Genomic DNA, 11,801 nt, shown 5'->3' with positions numbered 1-11,801 from the left:
AGCGCCGCACCCAGGCCGAACAGCAATCCCAGCTACTGCGCGGGCAACTGGAACAACAGCGCATGGATTGGCAATCCCTGACGGTACGGCGCAAGGCGCTGCAGGATCAGCTGCTGGAGGACAATTACGACCTGCACGGCGTGCTCGCCAGCTTGCCGGGCGAGGCCAGCGAAAAAGCCTGGGAAGAAGAACTCGAGCGCCTGGCTGCGCGTATCCAGCGTCTCGGCCCGATCAACCTGGCGGCCATCGACGAATACCAGCAGCAAGCCGAGCGCAAACGTTACCTGGATGCACAGAACGCCGACCTGGTGGAGGCCCTGGACACCCTGGAAAATGTCATCCGCAAGATCGACAAAGAGACGCGCAACCGCTTCAAGGAGACCTTCGACCAGATCAACGGCGGCTTGCAGGCGCTGTTCCCCAAGGTGTTCGGCGGCGGCAATGCCTACCTGGAACTGACCGGCGAAGACCTGCTGGATACCGGCGTGACCATCATGGCGCGCCCGCCGGGCAAGAAGAACAGCACCATTCACCTGCTTTCCGGTGGCGAGAAGGCGCTAACGGCTCTGGCCCTGGTGTTCGCCATCTTCAAGCTCAATCCGGCACCCTTCTGCATGCTCGATGAGGTGGACGCGCCGCTGGATGACGCCAACGTTGGTCGCTATGCGCGCCTGGTCAAGGAAATGTCGGAAACGGTGCAGTTTATCTATATCACCCACAACAAGATCGCCATGGAGATGGCCGATCAGTTGATGGGGGTCACCATGCATGAGCCGGGTTGTTCGCGTTTGGTGGCGGTAGATGTGGAAGAGGCACTGGCAATGGTCGAATCATGATGCGAGTGACTGTGTAAAGTTGCCTTTCGTCGTGCTAGCTTAACGCGCATTGTTATTAAGCGTGGCCATTTAGTCTGGGAAAGGCCTGACAGAACATGGGCTTGGCGCCACGTTACAGAATTAACGAAGCGGGCAGGATGCCCTTTAGTTCATCAAATTTTATTAGGGGTTAGGGTATTTCATGGAATTCGGTCTACGCGAGTGGCTGATCGTCATCGGCATCATAGTGATCGCGGGCATCCTCTTCGATGGTTGGCGGCGTATGCGCGGCGGCAAGGGCAAGCTCAAGTTCAAACTTGACCGCAGTTTTGCCCATGTACTTGATGATGGCAGCGATCCGGACCTACTCAGCCCGCCGCGCGTGATAGATCGTAGCCACGAGCCCTCGCTGGATGAAGAGGATCTGCCGGCCATGAGCGCCCGCGAGTTGAATCGCCGCCGTGGCAGCGAGCCGCAGCAAGGTGACCTGAATCTGGGAGTGGAGGAGCCGGTGCCGACCCTGCTCAACCCGGTCGATAAAGGCGCTGTAGAGCCGCTCAGCAAAGTGGCGCCGAGCAGCAAAGAATTGCCACCGGTTGAAGAGGTGCTGGTGATCAACGTGATCGCCCGTGACGGCGAGGGTTTTCAAGGCCCGGCGCTGTTGCAGAACATCCTGGAAAGTGGCCTGCGTTTCGGTGAGATGGATATCTTCCATCGTCACGAGAGCATGGCCGGCAATGGCGAAGTGCTGTTCTCCATGGCCAACGCGCTCAAACCGGGCACCTTCGATCTGGACGATATCGAAGGCTTCAGTACCCGCGCGGTGAGTTTTTTCCTTGGTCTGCCAGGCCCGCGCCATCCCAAACAGGCGTTCGATGTGATGGTGGCCGCGGCGCGCAAGTTGGCCCATGAGCTGAACGGCGAACTGAAAGATGACCAGCGCAGCGTCATGACCGCGCAGACCATCGAGCATTATCGTCAACGCATCGTTGAATATGAGCGCAAGCAGTTGACCAATAAGCGCTGAATTCACCGATAAAGAGAAAGAGCAGCCCAGGCTGCTCTTTTCGTTTGAGAGAACACTGCAATGACCGACGCCGCCACAACCACAAAGAGTGCCGCCGAGCGCATCCTTGAACTACGCGCCGAGCTGGATGGGCATAACTACCGCTATTACGTACTGGACGAGCCGAGTATTCCGGACGCCGAGTACGATCGCCTGTTCCAGCAACTCAAGGCGCTGGAAGGTGAGTATCCGCAGCTGATCACCCCCGACTCGCCTACCCAGCGAGTCGGCGGTCAGGCCCTCAGTGCGTTCGGCGAAGTCAAGCACGAGGTACCCATGCTTAGCCTGGGCAACGCCTTCGAGGAAGGCGACCTGCAGGACTTCGACCGCCGCGTGCGCGAAGGCCTGGACCTGCCGGTTGGCGATCTGTTTGGCGGTGCTGCCGAGGTGGAGTACAGCTGCGAGCCCAAGCTCGATGGACTGGCGGTCAGCCTGCTGTACCGCGATGGCCTGCTGGTGCGCGGCGCCACCCGAGGCGACGGCAGCACCGGTGAGGATATCAGCGTCAATGTGCGCACCATCCGCAATGTGCCGCTCAAGCTGCAGGGCAGCGGCTGGCCGGCCGTACTGGAAGTGCGTGGCGAGGTCTTTATGTCCAAGGCCGGTTTCGCCGCGCTGAATGCCCGCCAGCTGGAAAGCGGTGGCAAGACCTTTGCCAACCCGCGCAATGCCGCCGCCGGCAGCCTGCGCCAACTGGATTCGAAGATCACCGCCAGCCGGCCGCTGGAGTTTTGCTGCTACGGCATCGGCCAGGTGCAGGGCGAGTTGCCGGATAGCCATATCGGCATTCTGCAAGCCGTGAAGGCCTGGGGCATGCCGATCAGTCGCGAGCTGAAGCTGGCCAAGGGCGCCGACGAGTGCCTGGCCTACTACCGCGCCATAGGCGAGAAGCGCGAGGCGCTGGCCTATGAGATCGATGGGGTGGTGTTCAAGGTCAACAACCTGGCCTATCAGCGTGAGCTGGGCTTTCGTGCCCGCGAGCCGCGTTGGGCCATCGCCCATAAGTTCCCGGCCATGGAGGAGCTGACCGAGCTGCTGGATGTCGAGTTCCAGGTCGGTCGTACCGGCGCCGTCACCCCGGTGGCGCGGCTGAAGCCGGTCAAGGTGGCGGGCGTCACCGTGGCCAACGCCACCCTGCACAATATGGACGAAGTGGCGCGCCTGGGGTTGATGATCGGCGACGTGGTGATTATCCGCCGCGCCGGCGATGTGATCCCGCAGGTGGTGCAGGTGGTGACCGAGCGGCGCCCTGCGCACGCTCGCGCGGTAGCTATCCCTGAAAGCTGCCCGGTCTGTGGCTCCCACGTCGAGCGCACCCAGTTGGTCAAACGCAGCAAGGGCAAGGAGTCCTTCAGCGAGGGTTCCATCTACCGCTGCGTCGGTCGTCTGGCCTGCGCGGCGCAGCTTAAACAGGCGATCATCCACTTCGTCTCGCGCCGTGCCATGGATATCGAAGGGCTGGGCGAGAAAAGCGTCGAGCAACTGGTTGATGAGGGCTTGGTCGGTTCGCCGGCCGATCTCTACACCCTTCAATTCGAGCAGATAGTCGGCCTGGAGGGGTTTGCCGAACTGTCGAGCAACAATCTGCTGGCCGCCATCGCCGCCAGCCGCCAGCCGAGCCTGGCGCGCTTTATCTATGCCCTGGGCATCCCCGATGTCGGCGAGGAGACCGCCAAGCTGCTGGCGCGCGCCCTGGGCTCGCTCACGCGCATCGAGCAGGCCGTGCCGCAGGTGCTGACCTACCTGCCGGATGTGGGGCTGGAAGTCGCCCACGAGATTCACAGCTTCTTCGAGGATGGGCATAACCGCCAGGTGATCAGCCAGTTGCTACAGCGCGGCCTGGTCTTGCAGGAAGAGGGCGAGTTGCATGCCGAATTCGCCGCCTGCGCGAGCCTGGCCGGGTTTATCGGCAAGTTGAATATCGCCGGTATCGCCAGCACCGGAGCGAAGAACCTGGCCGAGAAAGTCGGCAGCCTGGATGGCTTGATCGCTCTCAGTCGAGATTGGCTGGAACTCAGCGTGATGAAGGGGCTTAACGAAAAGGCCAAGCAGGCGCTGCGCGAGTTCTTTGTGGAGCAGGCCAATGTCGCTGCGGCGCAGGCTATCGAGGCGCAATTGCGTGAGTTCGGCATGCACTGGCACAGCGAGAAAAAGACCGTGGCAGGCCTGCCGCTGGCCGGACAAACCTGGGTGCTGACTGGCAGCCTGGAAGTCATGAGTCGTGATCAGGCAAAGGACAAGCTGGAAAGCCTGGGCGCCAAGGTGGCCGGTTCGGTATCGGCCAAGACCAGCTGCGTGGTAGCGGGGCCGGGGGCCGGCTCAAAACTGGGCAAGGCCAGTGAGCTGGGGGTGCGGGTGCTGGATGAGGCGCAGTTTCTCGCCGCTTTGGCAGGGTATGGCCTGTAGGGTAGGGCGGTCAGTCGATCCCGGGCGGGCCCGGGATCAGCCTGGTAACTTAGCTACCGCTTACGCTAACGCAGGTTTCGCCGAAGAACGGGTAGAAGCCTTTGGTGTGGTAGTCAGCGCTGGCAACAGTGGAGATGTTGCCGTTGGCCTTGGCTGCTTCGATCGAAGCGTCGCCTTTGTTGATCAGGCCAATGATGGTGGTGGCGCAAGAAGTACCAGTCTTGCTGCCTTGTGCGGTAGTTGCAGTGATTGGGCCTTTGACGTCGGTGATCAGGCCGACACCAACTGGCGACAGGCCGGTGGCGCAACCGCTCAGCAGAGTAACCAGGCCAGCAGTCAGAGCAATTTTCTTCAACATGTAATGCATTCCTTTTAGGGCTTATCCATAAGAAGCCTCGCCAATCCAGGCAAAGCGCCGGCGCAAACTAAAGCAGCGCTCCATCAACCGCAACCTAGGCTGCTATTTCTTCTACCTGTTTCAACTTTATGACATTTGGGTCTGGCTTTTTCGGGCTTGATGCATTGGGTAACAGTCTCGCCGAGTGGCGGGGATTTTTATTGCGCTCAATGATTTTCAGCCCGCAAAGAGGCTACGAGTCTTGCGCTTTTTCGACTTTGGCGTTGGGGCGCATCATGGCGACTGGTTCCAGAAAGAAATCGGAGCGCAGCATCGTTGGGCATTCAGGATCGGTAGCTGGCTCTCTGCCTCTCGTTTCAATATTCTATGAATTCAGGCTTGCTTTGCGTATTGCCCATCGTCATTACTAGAATATGAAGGGAATAAGCCGATAACGCACGTCAAGCATGTATTCACGATACTGGGGGTCAAGTGAAAGATGCTTTTCTTCCCGAAATATCCGTGTGCAAAGAAATCCCATCGTCAGCGCGTAGATAACCACATTTGCAAGCGTCGTATTTGTCAGCACGTATCCGGAAAATGACAGGCAGTAACTAGCATAGATCGGGTGGCGCACGATACGATACATCCAGGCTGTCTTGATTTCCCGCTTTGCCGCAACGAGCGCAAAACTGCGATTGAGGGAAATTAGACTCAATAACTGAATGCTCGCGCCTGCAAGGATCGCAACGCTTGCCAAGGGAAGTATTCCCCAGGAAGCTGGGCGAAAGAACAGTGGAGCGAAGGTCCCGCCAATCGCCACCAACCAATCGAGGGGAATGACTGAAATAGTCTTTGGGTCGCTGCGGAAGATATACAAGACCGCTGTCAGCGTTTCAGAGAAGCAAAATAAGAGCATCGCCCATTCGTGTGTCTTCTGAAATTGCATCAAGTGCGCATAGGCGAAGACTCCCCAAGTTATTGCAAGAATAACTCCGCTGTAAAAGTTGGTTCGCCTCGACTGCAGTACTTCTGGTAATGAAATCATATCGGCATGCTCTCTGATCGATGGTTAGGTTGAATTCCTTGCACGTTTGTTATCGAAGTGCACAAGTAACATTTCAACGCACTACCAGTTAGCGTTTTGATTCAATTGTGCCGGTCTGCTACAGACTGGCACTTTTAATAGTGGGCTCAGGTGCATAACACGAACCTGCTAAGGGCGGTCTGAACAAGCCGCCTCAGGCTCACCAACCTGCAGGGCAACGGAGCGAATGCTGGGCGGCAGTCGCTGTTCGGGCTCACTGTCATAAGTACTGCTCCGTTGGGTCGAGAGACTCGTCGCTTGTTGAGCTGATGCCGGGTGAGGCGTGGTACGGCCCCCTCGCCGATAGTCGCTGGGGCAACAGCCGAAATGCTGCTTGAAGGCTCGAGCGAAATAGGAGGGTTCCTGGAACCCTACTGCATAGGCGATGCTTGTGACCGGCATCTGGCTGTTGCACAGAAGCTCCTCGGCTTTCTCCATGCGCTTGCGCAGGACGAATTCGAGGAAGCCAATCCCGTAGGTCTGCTTGAACAGCCGGCTAAAGCGGAAAGGTGTCATGCCACAGCGCTCGGCCATCTCTTTCTGGTCGATATGTTCCTGGAAATGCTGTTCGATATAGTGGATTGCGCCTTGCAGGGGTTGTTGCCTCTGATAACACGCGGTGAGGCGCACGCTTTCCGGTAAGGCGGTGGTGCGTGACAGCGGTTGTTTCTTTTCCGACCTGTGCGGGCTGCTGCGTAACTGGCAGAGTTCCCGCAGGGCCTGCAGATAGCGCTTTCGTTCGGATTGCAGCAGCGGTAGCACCAAGTAATCCCATACCCCGGAGCGGAAGGCCCAGACTGCCAGCTCCTCCGAGTGCTGCATCGTCAGCATGGTGATCGGGATGGACGGCGCGGCACGCTTGAGTTCTATCAGCAGGTTGAGGCTCAAGGTGTCCGGGCGGTCGTAATGCATGCAGATCATGTCCGGGCGCTGGTGTGCGTTCATTCCGGCAACACTCAACTCGCTTGCCAGGTTGATCCGGCAAGCGTCCGAGAATGCAACTGTGTAGTCCTTGGCGGATTGATCGTGCGTAAGGTCGAACCACAGCAGCCGCGGAGCGGTTACAACGTGCGTATCCATATTCACCATTACGTGCAACAGGAGGTTCTAGTGCGTTTATCCAAGCATCAACTGCAATCTCCTGCCTGATTCTTAAAGGCAGAATGCCATCGATGCCAAGATCGAATTGTCATAACCCTTAGCGCGAAGTGATTTAACTGTTCTTGCTCAAAGATGACTGTATGGCCACGGGTCCATAGTGTCGCGATCAATGTCGGCCAAAATGCGCGAATGCCTGCGAATAGAGGGCAAAGGCTGCGCCCTGAGGTAGGGCCTTCTAGGCACGGCGAGAACGCCGCGATTCAATCGCATGCGTCTGATCCGGCAGCAGGGGGTATCGCTACAACCCATCTACGGCCCTGCGCAAACGCCCCCTACAGGTCGGGGCTGCGTAGGGTGTCGTTCGTCCGCAGGGCAACGCACCAGAAAATGCGGGGTATGCGGCGTTTCGCGAATTCTTCCGCCCTGTACGCCAAGAGCTGCAAAAAAATGCCAGTGATGTGCAAAAAACTCCTAACCGATCTTTTGGCTGGTGACTAGGGTTCGTGTTAGGCGGAGCAAATAGCGACGCCTTTCCCGGTAGGAATTTTCGAGTGAGGTGGACGAAATGACTCTGCAAGCGATTAAGACTTCGGTGCTGAAGTTCATCGAAGACGAGGATGGTTTGACGACAGTGGAATATGCCGTGGCCGGTAGTTTAATTGCGGTTGCTGTAGTCGCGGCCTTTCGGGCGCTAGGGGTACAAGTTGGCGTAGTAATCACAGGGATAACAACGGCAATCGGGGGGTAAGGGTGGCAATTGGCGGCACAAGTTTGACTGTTCAGGAACACGCTGCATTGGCTTTTGAAGGGGTTTCTTCGATTGTCCTGCTGCTTGGGCGCTTGGGATTTCGGTGGTGAGCGATCTAAACCACCACTGCATTCCCAACTTCCTGATACTGCTGGGGCTGGCCTTGAGTTTACCCTGCCCGTCTTATGCAGACGGGCCCGCAGGACGGAACAGCGTCTTCTCCGATTGGAATACTCGAGTGAGGTGAGCGAAATGACTTTTCACGCAATCAAGCTTTCGATGCTGAAGTTCATCAAGGACGAGGAAGGTTTAACGACCGTGGAATATGCCGTAGCGGGCAGTTTAATTGCGGCTGCTGTAGTAGCGGCCTTTCAGGCGCTAGGGGTACAAGTTGGCGTAGTAATCACAGGGATAACAGCGGCAATCGGGGGGTAAGAATGGCAGCGGTGGCACTTCCGCCACATGAGAGGGGCTGTTCAGGAGCACGCTGCAATGGCTTTTGAAGAGATGTCTTCGATTGTCCTGCTATTTGGGCTCTTGGGGATTTCGGTGGTGAGCGATCTGCGTCACCACCGCATTCCCAACTTCCTGATTCTGCTGGGGCTGGCCTTGGGCTTGGTCAGCCAGGCTTATACCGGCGGGATCAATGGGCTGGGCAGTGGTGCGTTAGGCATCCTGATCGGTTTCGCCGTTTTTCTTCCCCTGTATCTCTTGGGTGGCATGGCTGCAGGTGATGTCAAACTGATGGCCATGGTCGGTGCTTTTCTCACCCCTTATGACGCACTGTGGGCGGCGCTTTACAGCCTGATCGCAGGCAGCCTGTGCGGCTTTCTGATCGTGCTGGTCCACGGCCAAATCAGGCAGACGCTGGAGCGCTACTGGCTGATATTAAGGGCTAGGGTCTATCTGGTGCCGGCAGCGGATGAGGTGGCCGGCAAGCCCTTTCCTTATGCCATAGCCATTCTGCTTGGAACACTGTGCGCAGTGGTTTCTGGTAGTCCGGGAGGTTGACCATGTATGTGGCGAACGATGTAAGTGTCTACCAGGATGACCGCGATGCGGTGCAGCGCCTGGCGCCACAGCCGCGCAGCGTCGAGGAAACCGGGCTGGCGGAAAACCTGCTGGGCGATCTGCTCTGCAAGCACCTGCATGACGCAGGGGTGCTGGATATGTCGCAGTTGGTGGCGCGCCTGGCGCTGACCGGTTCGGTGCTGGAAGAGCTGCTGGCTTTTCTGCGCAAGGACGGACGTATCGAGGTGCTCGGCCAGGCTGGCGGGCAGGGCCTGCGCTATGGACTGACCGAGCGGGGGCGCAATACGGCCAAGGATGCCCTGCTGCGCAGCGGCTATATAGGCCCGGCGCCTTACCCGGTGGAGCGTTACCGGCAATTATTGAAGGCGCAAACGGTGCACCAGTGCCGGATCGACGCCCAGGCCATGCGCGAGGCCTTCGCCGGTGTCGTGTTGCATGAAGAGCTGCTCGATCAGCTCGGCCCCGCCATGAACTCAGGCCGGGCCATCATGATTTACGGACCGGCGGGCACCGGCAAGACCTATATCAGCCAACGGCTGATCCGCCTGTTCCATGAGGCGGTGTGGATACCCCATGCCATCGCCATTAACGAATCGGTGGTGGAAATCTTCGATCCCCAGGTGCACAAGCCGCTGCTGGCTGAGGTCAAGCAGCGCAACCTGCGCCTGGACGAAGGCGTCGACCGCCGTCTGGTGCAGTGCCGACGCCCCATCATCATCACCGGCGGCGAGCTGACCCTGGATATGCTGGATATCCGCTTCGACCCCTATACCCGCCAGTACCAGGCACCCCTGCAGCTCAAGGCCAGCAATGGCATTTTCATCATCGACGACCTGGGGCGGCAGCGGGTGGCACCGGTGGACCTGTTCAACCGCTGGATAGTACCGATGGAGGAGAAGAAGGACTTCCTCAATCTGGGCGGCGGCCGGCACTGCGAAATACCCTTCGACCTGGTGTTGGTTTTCTCGACTAACCTCAATCCGCTGGAGCTGGCCGATGAGGCCTTCCTCCGGCGTATCGGCTACAAGCTGCACTTCGACCACCTGCAAGCGGATGAGTACGAGCGTATCTGGCAGCAGGAGTGCGAGAAACTGGGCATCCCCTACGACCTCGAGTTGGTGGAGTACGTCATCGAGCGCCTGCACCGCCCGGAGAAGATGCCGCTATTGCCCTGTCACCCGCGCGACCTATTGGGCATGGCGCTGGATCGTCAACGCTACCTGGGGGCAGACGACTCGCAAGCCCTTTCACCACAGACACTGATCTGGGCCTGGCGTAACTACTTCGTCAGCCTCGACGCCAGTTGAACCAGGGAGACACCGTCATGAACTCACGCACGCTTATGTTGATCGGCCTTTCGCTAATCCTGGGGTTGGGTGCCGCCCTTCTTGCCAACAACTGGCTGAGCGCACGACTCAACGCCAGCCCGGACGACAACCTGCAGAACGTGGTGGTGGCCACGCTGGAGATTCCCTTCGGCCAGATGGTCGAGGCCCAACACGTCACCCTGGTGCGTATGCCCAAGGACACTGTGCCGGACGATGCCTTCGATGCCACCGACAAGGTGCTGGGCAAGATCGCCACCTTCGCCATGTTGCGCGGCGACATAGTGCGTGGGGCGCGCCTGGCCGAGCACCTCGGCGGCAGCACCCTGGCCTCGTTGATCGAGCGGGACAAGCGCGCCATCTCGGTACGGGTGGACGATGTGGTCGGTGTGGGCGGCTTCCTGCTGCCGGGCAATCGGGTTGATGTGCTGGCCACCAAGCAGACCGGCGGCAGCAATAGCAACGCTGAGGCGGAAACCATCCTTGAGGACCTGCGGGTGCTGGCCGTGGATCAGACCGCGAGCACCGACAAGACCCAACCGGTGGTGGTGCGTGCGGTGACCCTGGAGATGACGGGCGAAGAGGCGGAGATCCTGGTCAAGGCGCAAAGCGAGGGACGGCTGCAACTGGCCCTGCGCAACCCGCTGGATAACCAAAAAAAGCCGCTGGCGGAAGCACCGATAGCTATGGTGGAAAAACCGGCGCCGGCTCCTCAAGCGACCAAGCCGGTGGTACGCCGGCGTGAGGGTGGTGGGGTCACCATCATCCGTGGGACCGAGGTCGAGGTGGCGAAAGTTCAGTTGTAGGGCAGGCTCGGCGCGTAGCGACAGTTCGCCATCGATTCGCGTATTGCCAGTCCATGGCGGACTGCCTTCGGCGAGTACGCCCTACGGCCGACCTCTCTCCCAGCAAGAGTGCAATAGCTGGCTAAGCTGCAAGCAGGCAAAACAGCATACCAAGCAAGGAGTAGGGCATGGAGATCATCCAAAGACTCGGGACGTACACGCTGCATCTGTTAGGAATAGGTTTGCTCTTGGTCGGCGTAGCGCAGGCTGCGCAGCCGGTGCCGGCAGTGAGCGCCATGCCGGCGGCCAATGTCAGCAGTATCCAGGTGCCAATCTACAAGTCGCGGGTACTCACTACCCGGGCACCGGTGAAGAAGGTTTCCGTGGGCAACCCGGAAATCGCCGATATTCTGATCACCAGCCCGACCCAGTTGTATCTGCTGGGGCGCTCGCTTGGCAGTACCAACGTGCTGCTGTGGGACAACAGCAACCGCCTGATCGACAGCCTCGATCTCGAGGTGGTGCACGACCTTGGCGGCCTCAAGGCCAAGTTGCACGAACTGTTGCCCAATGAGCAGATCGCCGTTTACAGCGCCCAAGGCGCCCTGGTGCTGCGTGGTCAGGTGACTAGCGCCACGGCCATGGACACCGCGATCAAGCTGGCCAAGACCTATACCGCGCAGACCGCCAGCGTGGTGCAGGGGGAGGGTGAAGCAGCGGTATCGACACCGACTAAGTCGCTGGATGTGATCAACCTGATGACTGTCGGTGGCAGCCAGCAGGTGATGTTGGAGGTCAAGGTGGCGGAGATGCAGCGCAATCTTGTCAAACGCCTGGGTATGCGCTTCAACGCCCTGGATCTCTCTTCCAGCCGCTGGTCCCTGGGTAGCTTCAACAATGGCCAGGGGCTGGGCGTGACCCCCGCAGGCGGTGTTCTGCACCCAGCCTCCTTGATCGGTGATGGCAAGGGCATGCTGGCCCAGTTCGTCTCGGATCACTTCCTGTTCAACGTGGTGCTGGACGCCGCCAAGGACAATGGCTCGGCCAAGGTGCTAGCGGAGCCGACCCTGACCACCCTCACCGGGCAGGAGGCCGAGTT

General features: G+C 59.2%; 12 protein-coding genes. 9 read left to right on the top strand and 3 right to left on the bottom strand.

Going from position 1 to position 11,801, the window contains the following annotated elements; genetic code table 11:
- The 3 genes from Q8Q83_RS04970 to ligA all read left to right on the top strand — a co-directional run.
- On the top strand, window positions 1–836 hold an 836-nt coding region (locus tag Q8Q83_RS04970), incomplete at its 5' end, for a chromosome segregation SMC family protein (protein ID WP_371132363.1).
- A gap of 181 nt (window positions 837–1,017) precedes the next feature.
- Window positions 1,018–1,842 carry a cell division protein ZipA gene (gene zipA, locus Q8Q83_RS04965; RefSeq protein WP_305621657.1) on the top strand — a complete coding sequence of 275 codons (825 nt, stop codon included), beginning with the start codon at window positions 1,018–1,020 and terminating at the stop codon, window positions 1,840–1,842.
- 60 nt (window positions 1,843–1,902) lie between these two features.
- Window positions 1,903–4,287, top strand: a complete 2,385-nt coding sequence (gene ligA / locus Q8Q83_RS04960) for an NAD-dependent DNA ligase LigA (RefSeq protein ID WP_305621656.1) — start codon at window positions 1,903–1,905, stop codon at window positions 4,285–4,287.
- 49 nt (window positions 4,288–4,336) lie between these two features.
- On the opposite strand, the gene Q8Q83_RS04955 is transcribed toward ligA, so the two are convergent.
- The 3 genes from Q8Q83_RS04955 to Q8Q83_RS04945 all read right to left on the bottom strand — a co-directional run bounded on the left by Q8Q83_RS04955 (window position 4,337) and on the right by Q8Q83_RS04945 (window position 6,791).
- Entirely contained in the window at window positions 4,337–4,645 is a 309-nt protein-coding gene (locus Q8Q83_RS04955) for a TRL-like family protein (RefSeq protein WP_305621654.1), read from the bottom strand.
- A 406-nt stretch (window positions 4,646–5,051) separates the two neighbouring features.
- Complete coding sequence (locus tag Q8Q83_RS04950) at window positions 5,052–5,672, bottom strand: isoprenylcysteine carboxylmethyltransferase family protein (RefSeq protein WP_305621652.1); 621 nt, start codon at window positions 5,670–5,672, stop codon at window positions 5,052–5,054.
- 168 nt (window positions 5,673–5,840) lie between these two features.
- Complete coding sequence (locus tag Q8Q83_RS04945) at window positions 5,841–6,791, bottom strand: response regulator transcription factor (RefSeq protein WP_305621650.1); 951 nt, start codon at window positions 6,789–6,791, stop codon at window positions 5,841–5,843.
- Between the two features lie 586 nt (window positions 6,792–7,377).
- Here Q8Q83_RS04945 and Q8Q83_RS04940 point away from each other — a divergent pair.
- From Q8Q83_RS04940 to Q8Q83_RS04915, 6 genes are all read left to right on the top strand, one after another.
- Window positions 7,378–7,560 (top strand): Flp family type IVb pilin, encoded by a 183-nt coding sequence (locus tag Q8Q83_RS04940; protein ID WP_305621648.1) that lies wholly within the window; start codon window positions 7,378–7,380, stop codon window positions 7,558–7,560.
- Between the two features lie 252 nt (window positions 7,561–7,812).
- Window positions 7,813–7,995: a Flp family type IVb pilin gene (locus Q8Q83_RS04935; protein WP_305621646.1), complete on the top strand. Its 183-nt coding sequence runs from the start codon at window positions 7,813–7,815 to the stop codon at window positions 7,993–7,995.
- A gap of 57 nt (window positions 7,996–8,052) precedes the next feature.
- On the top strand, window positions 8,053–8,571 hold the full coding sequence (locus Q8Q83_RS04930; protein ID WP_305621644.1) for a prepilin peptidase: 519 nt from the start codon (window positions 8,053–8,055) through the stop codon (window positions 8,569–8,571).
- A 2-nt stretch (window positions 8,572–8,573) separates the two neighbouring features.
- On the top strand, window positions 8,574–9,899 hold the full coding sequence (locus Q8Q83_RS04925; RefSeq protein ID WP_305621642.1) for an AAA family ATPase: 1,326 nt from the start codon (window positions 8,574–8,576) through the stop codon (window positions 9,897–9,899).
- Window positions 9,900–9,916: 17 nt separating this feature from the next.
- Complete coding sequence (gene cpaB, locus Q8Q83_RS04920) at window positions 9,917–10,723, top strand: Flp pilus assembly protein CpaB (RefSeq protein ID WP_305621640.1); 807 nt, start codon at window positions 9,917–9,919, stop codon at window positions 10,721–10,723.
- Window positions 10,724–10,890: 167 nt separating this feature from the next.
- Window positions 10,891–11,801 (top strand): pilus assembly protein N-terminal domain-containing protein (locus Q8Q83_RS04915; protein WP_305621639.1); only part of this gene is annotated, 911 nt, incomplete at its 3' end.

The sequence above is a fragment of the Pseudomonas sp. genome (assembly GCF_030696055.1).
Classification (GTDB): Bacteria; Pseudomonadota; Gammaproteobacteria; order Pseudomonadales; family Pseudomonadaceae; genus Aquipseudomonas.
This window is presented reverse-complemented; position numbering and strand designations above follow the sequence as displayed.

Coding starts and splice junctions, on each gene's coding strand:
- Q8Q83_RS04945 (WP_305621650.1), bottom strand. CDS start 6,791: ATGGATACGCACGTTGTAACCGCTCCGCGGCTGCTGTGGTTCGACCTT.
- ligA (WP_305621656.1), top strand. CDS start 1,903: ATGACCGACGCCGCCACAACCACAAAGAGTGCCGCCGAGCGCATCCTT.
- Q8Q83_RS04940 (WP_305621648.1), top strand. CDS start 7,378: ATGACTCTGCAAGCGATTAAGACTTCGGTGCTGAAGTTCATCGAAGAC.
- Q8Q83_RS04935 (WP_305621646.1), top strand. CDS start 7,813: ATGACTTTTCACGCAATCAAGCTTTCGATGCTGAAGTTCATCAAGGAC.
- Q8Q83_RS04955 (WP_305621654.1), bottom strand. CDS start 4,645: ATGTTGAAGAAAATTGCTCTGACTGCTGGCCTGGTTACTCTGCTGAGC.
- Q8Q83_RS04950 (WP_305621652.1), bottom strand. CDS start 5,672: ATGATTTCATTACCAGAAGTACTGCAGTCGAGGCGAACCAACTTTTAC.
- Q8Q83_RS04930 (WP_305621644.1), top strand. CDS start 8,053: ATGGCTTTTGAAGAGATGTCTTCGATTGTCCTGCTATTTGGGCTCTTG.
- zipA (WP_305621657.1), top strand. CDS start 1,018: ATGGAATTCGGTCTACGCGAGTGGCTGATCGTCATCGGCATCATAGTG.
- Q8Q83_RS04925 (WP_305621642.1), top strand. CDS start 8,574: ATGTATGTGGCGAACGATGTAAGTGTCTACCAGGATGACCGCGATGCG.
- cpaB (WP_305621640.1), top strand. CDS start 9,917: ATGAACTCACGCACGCTTATGTTGATCGGCCTTTCGCTAATCCTGGGG.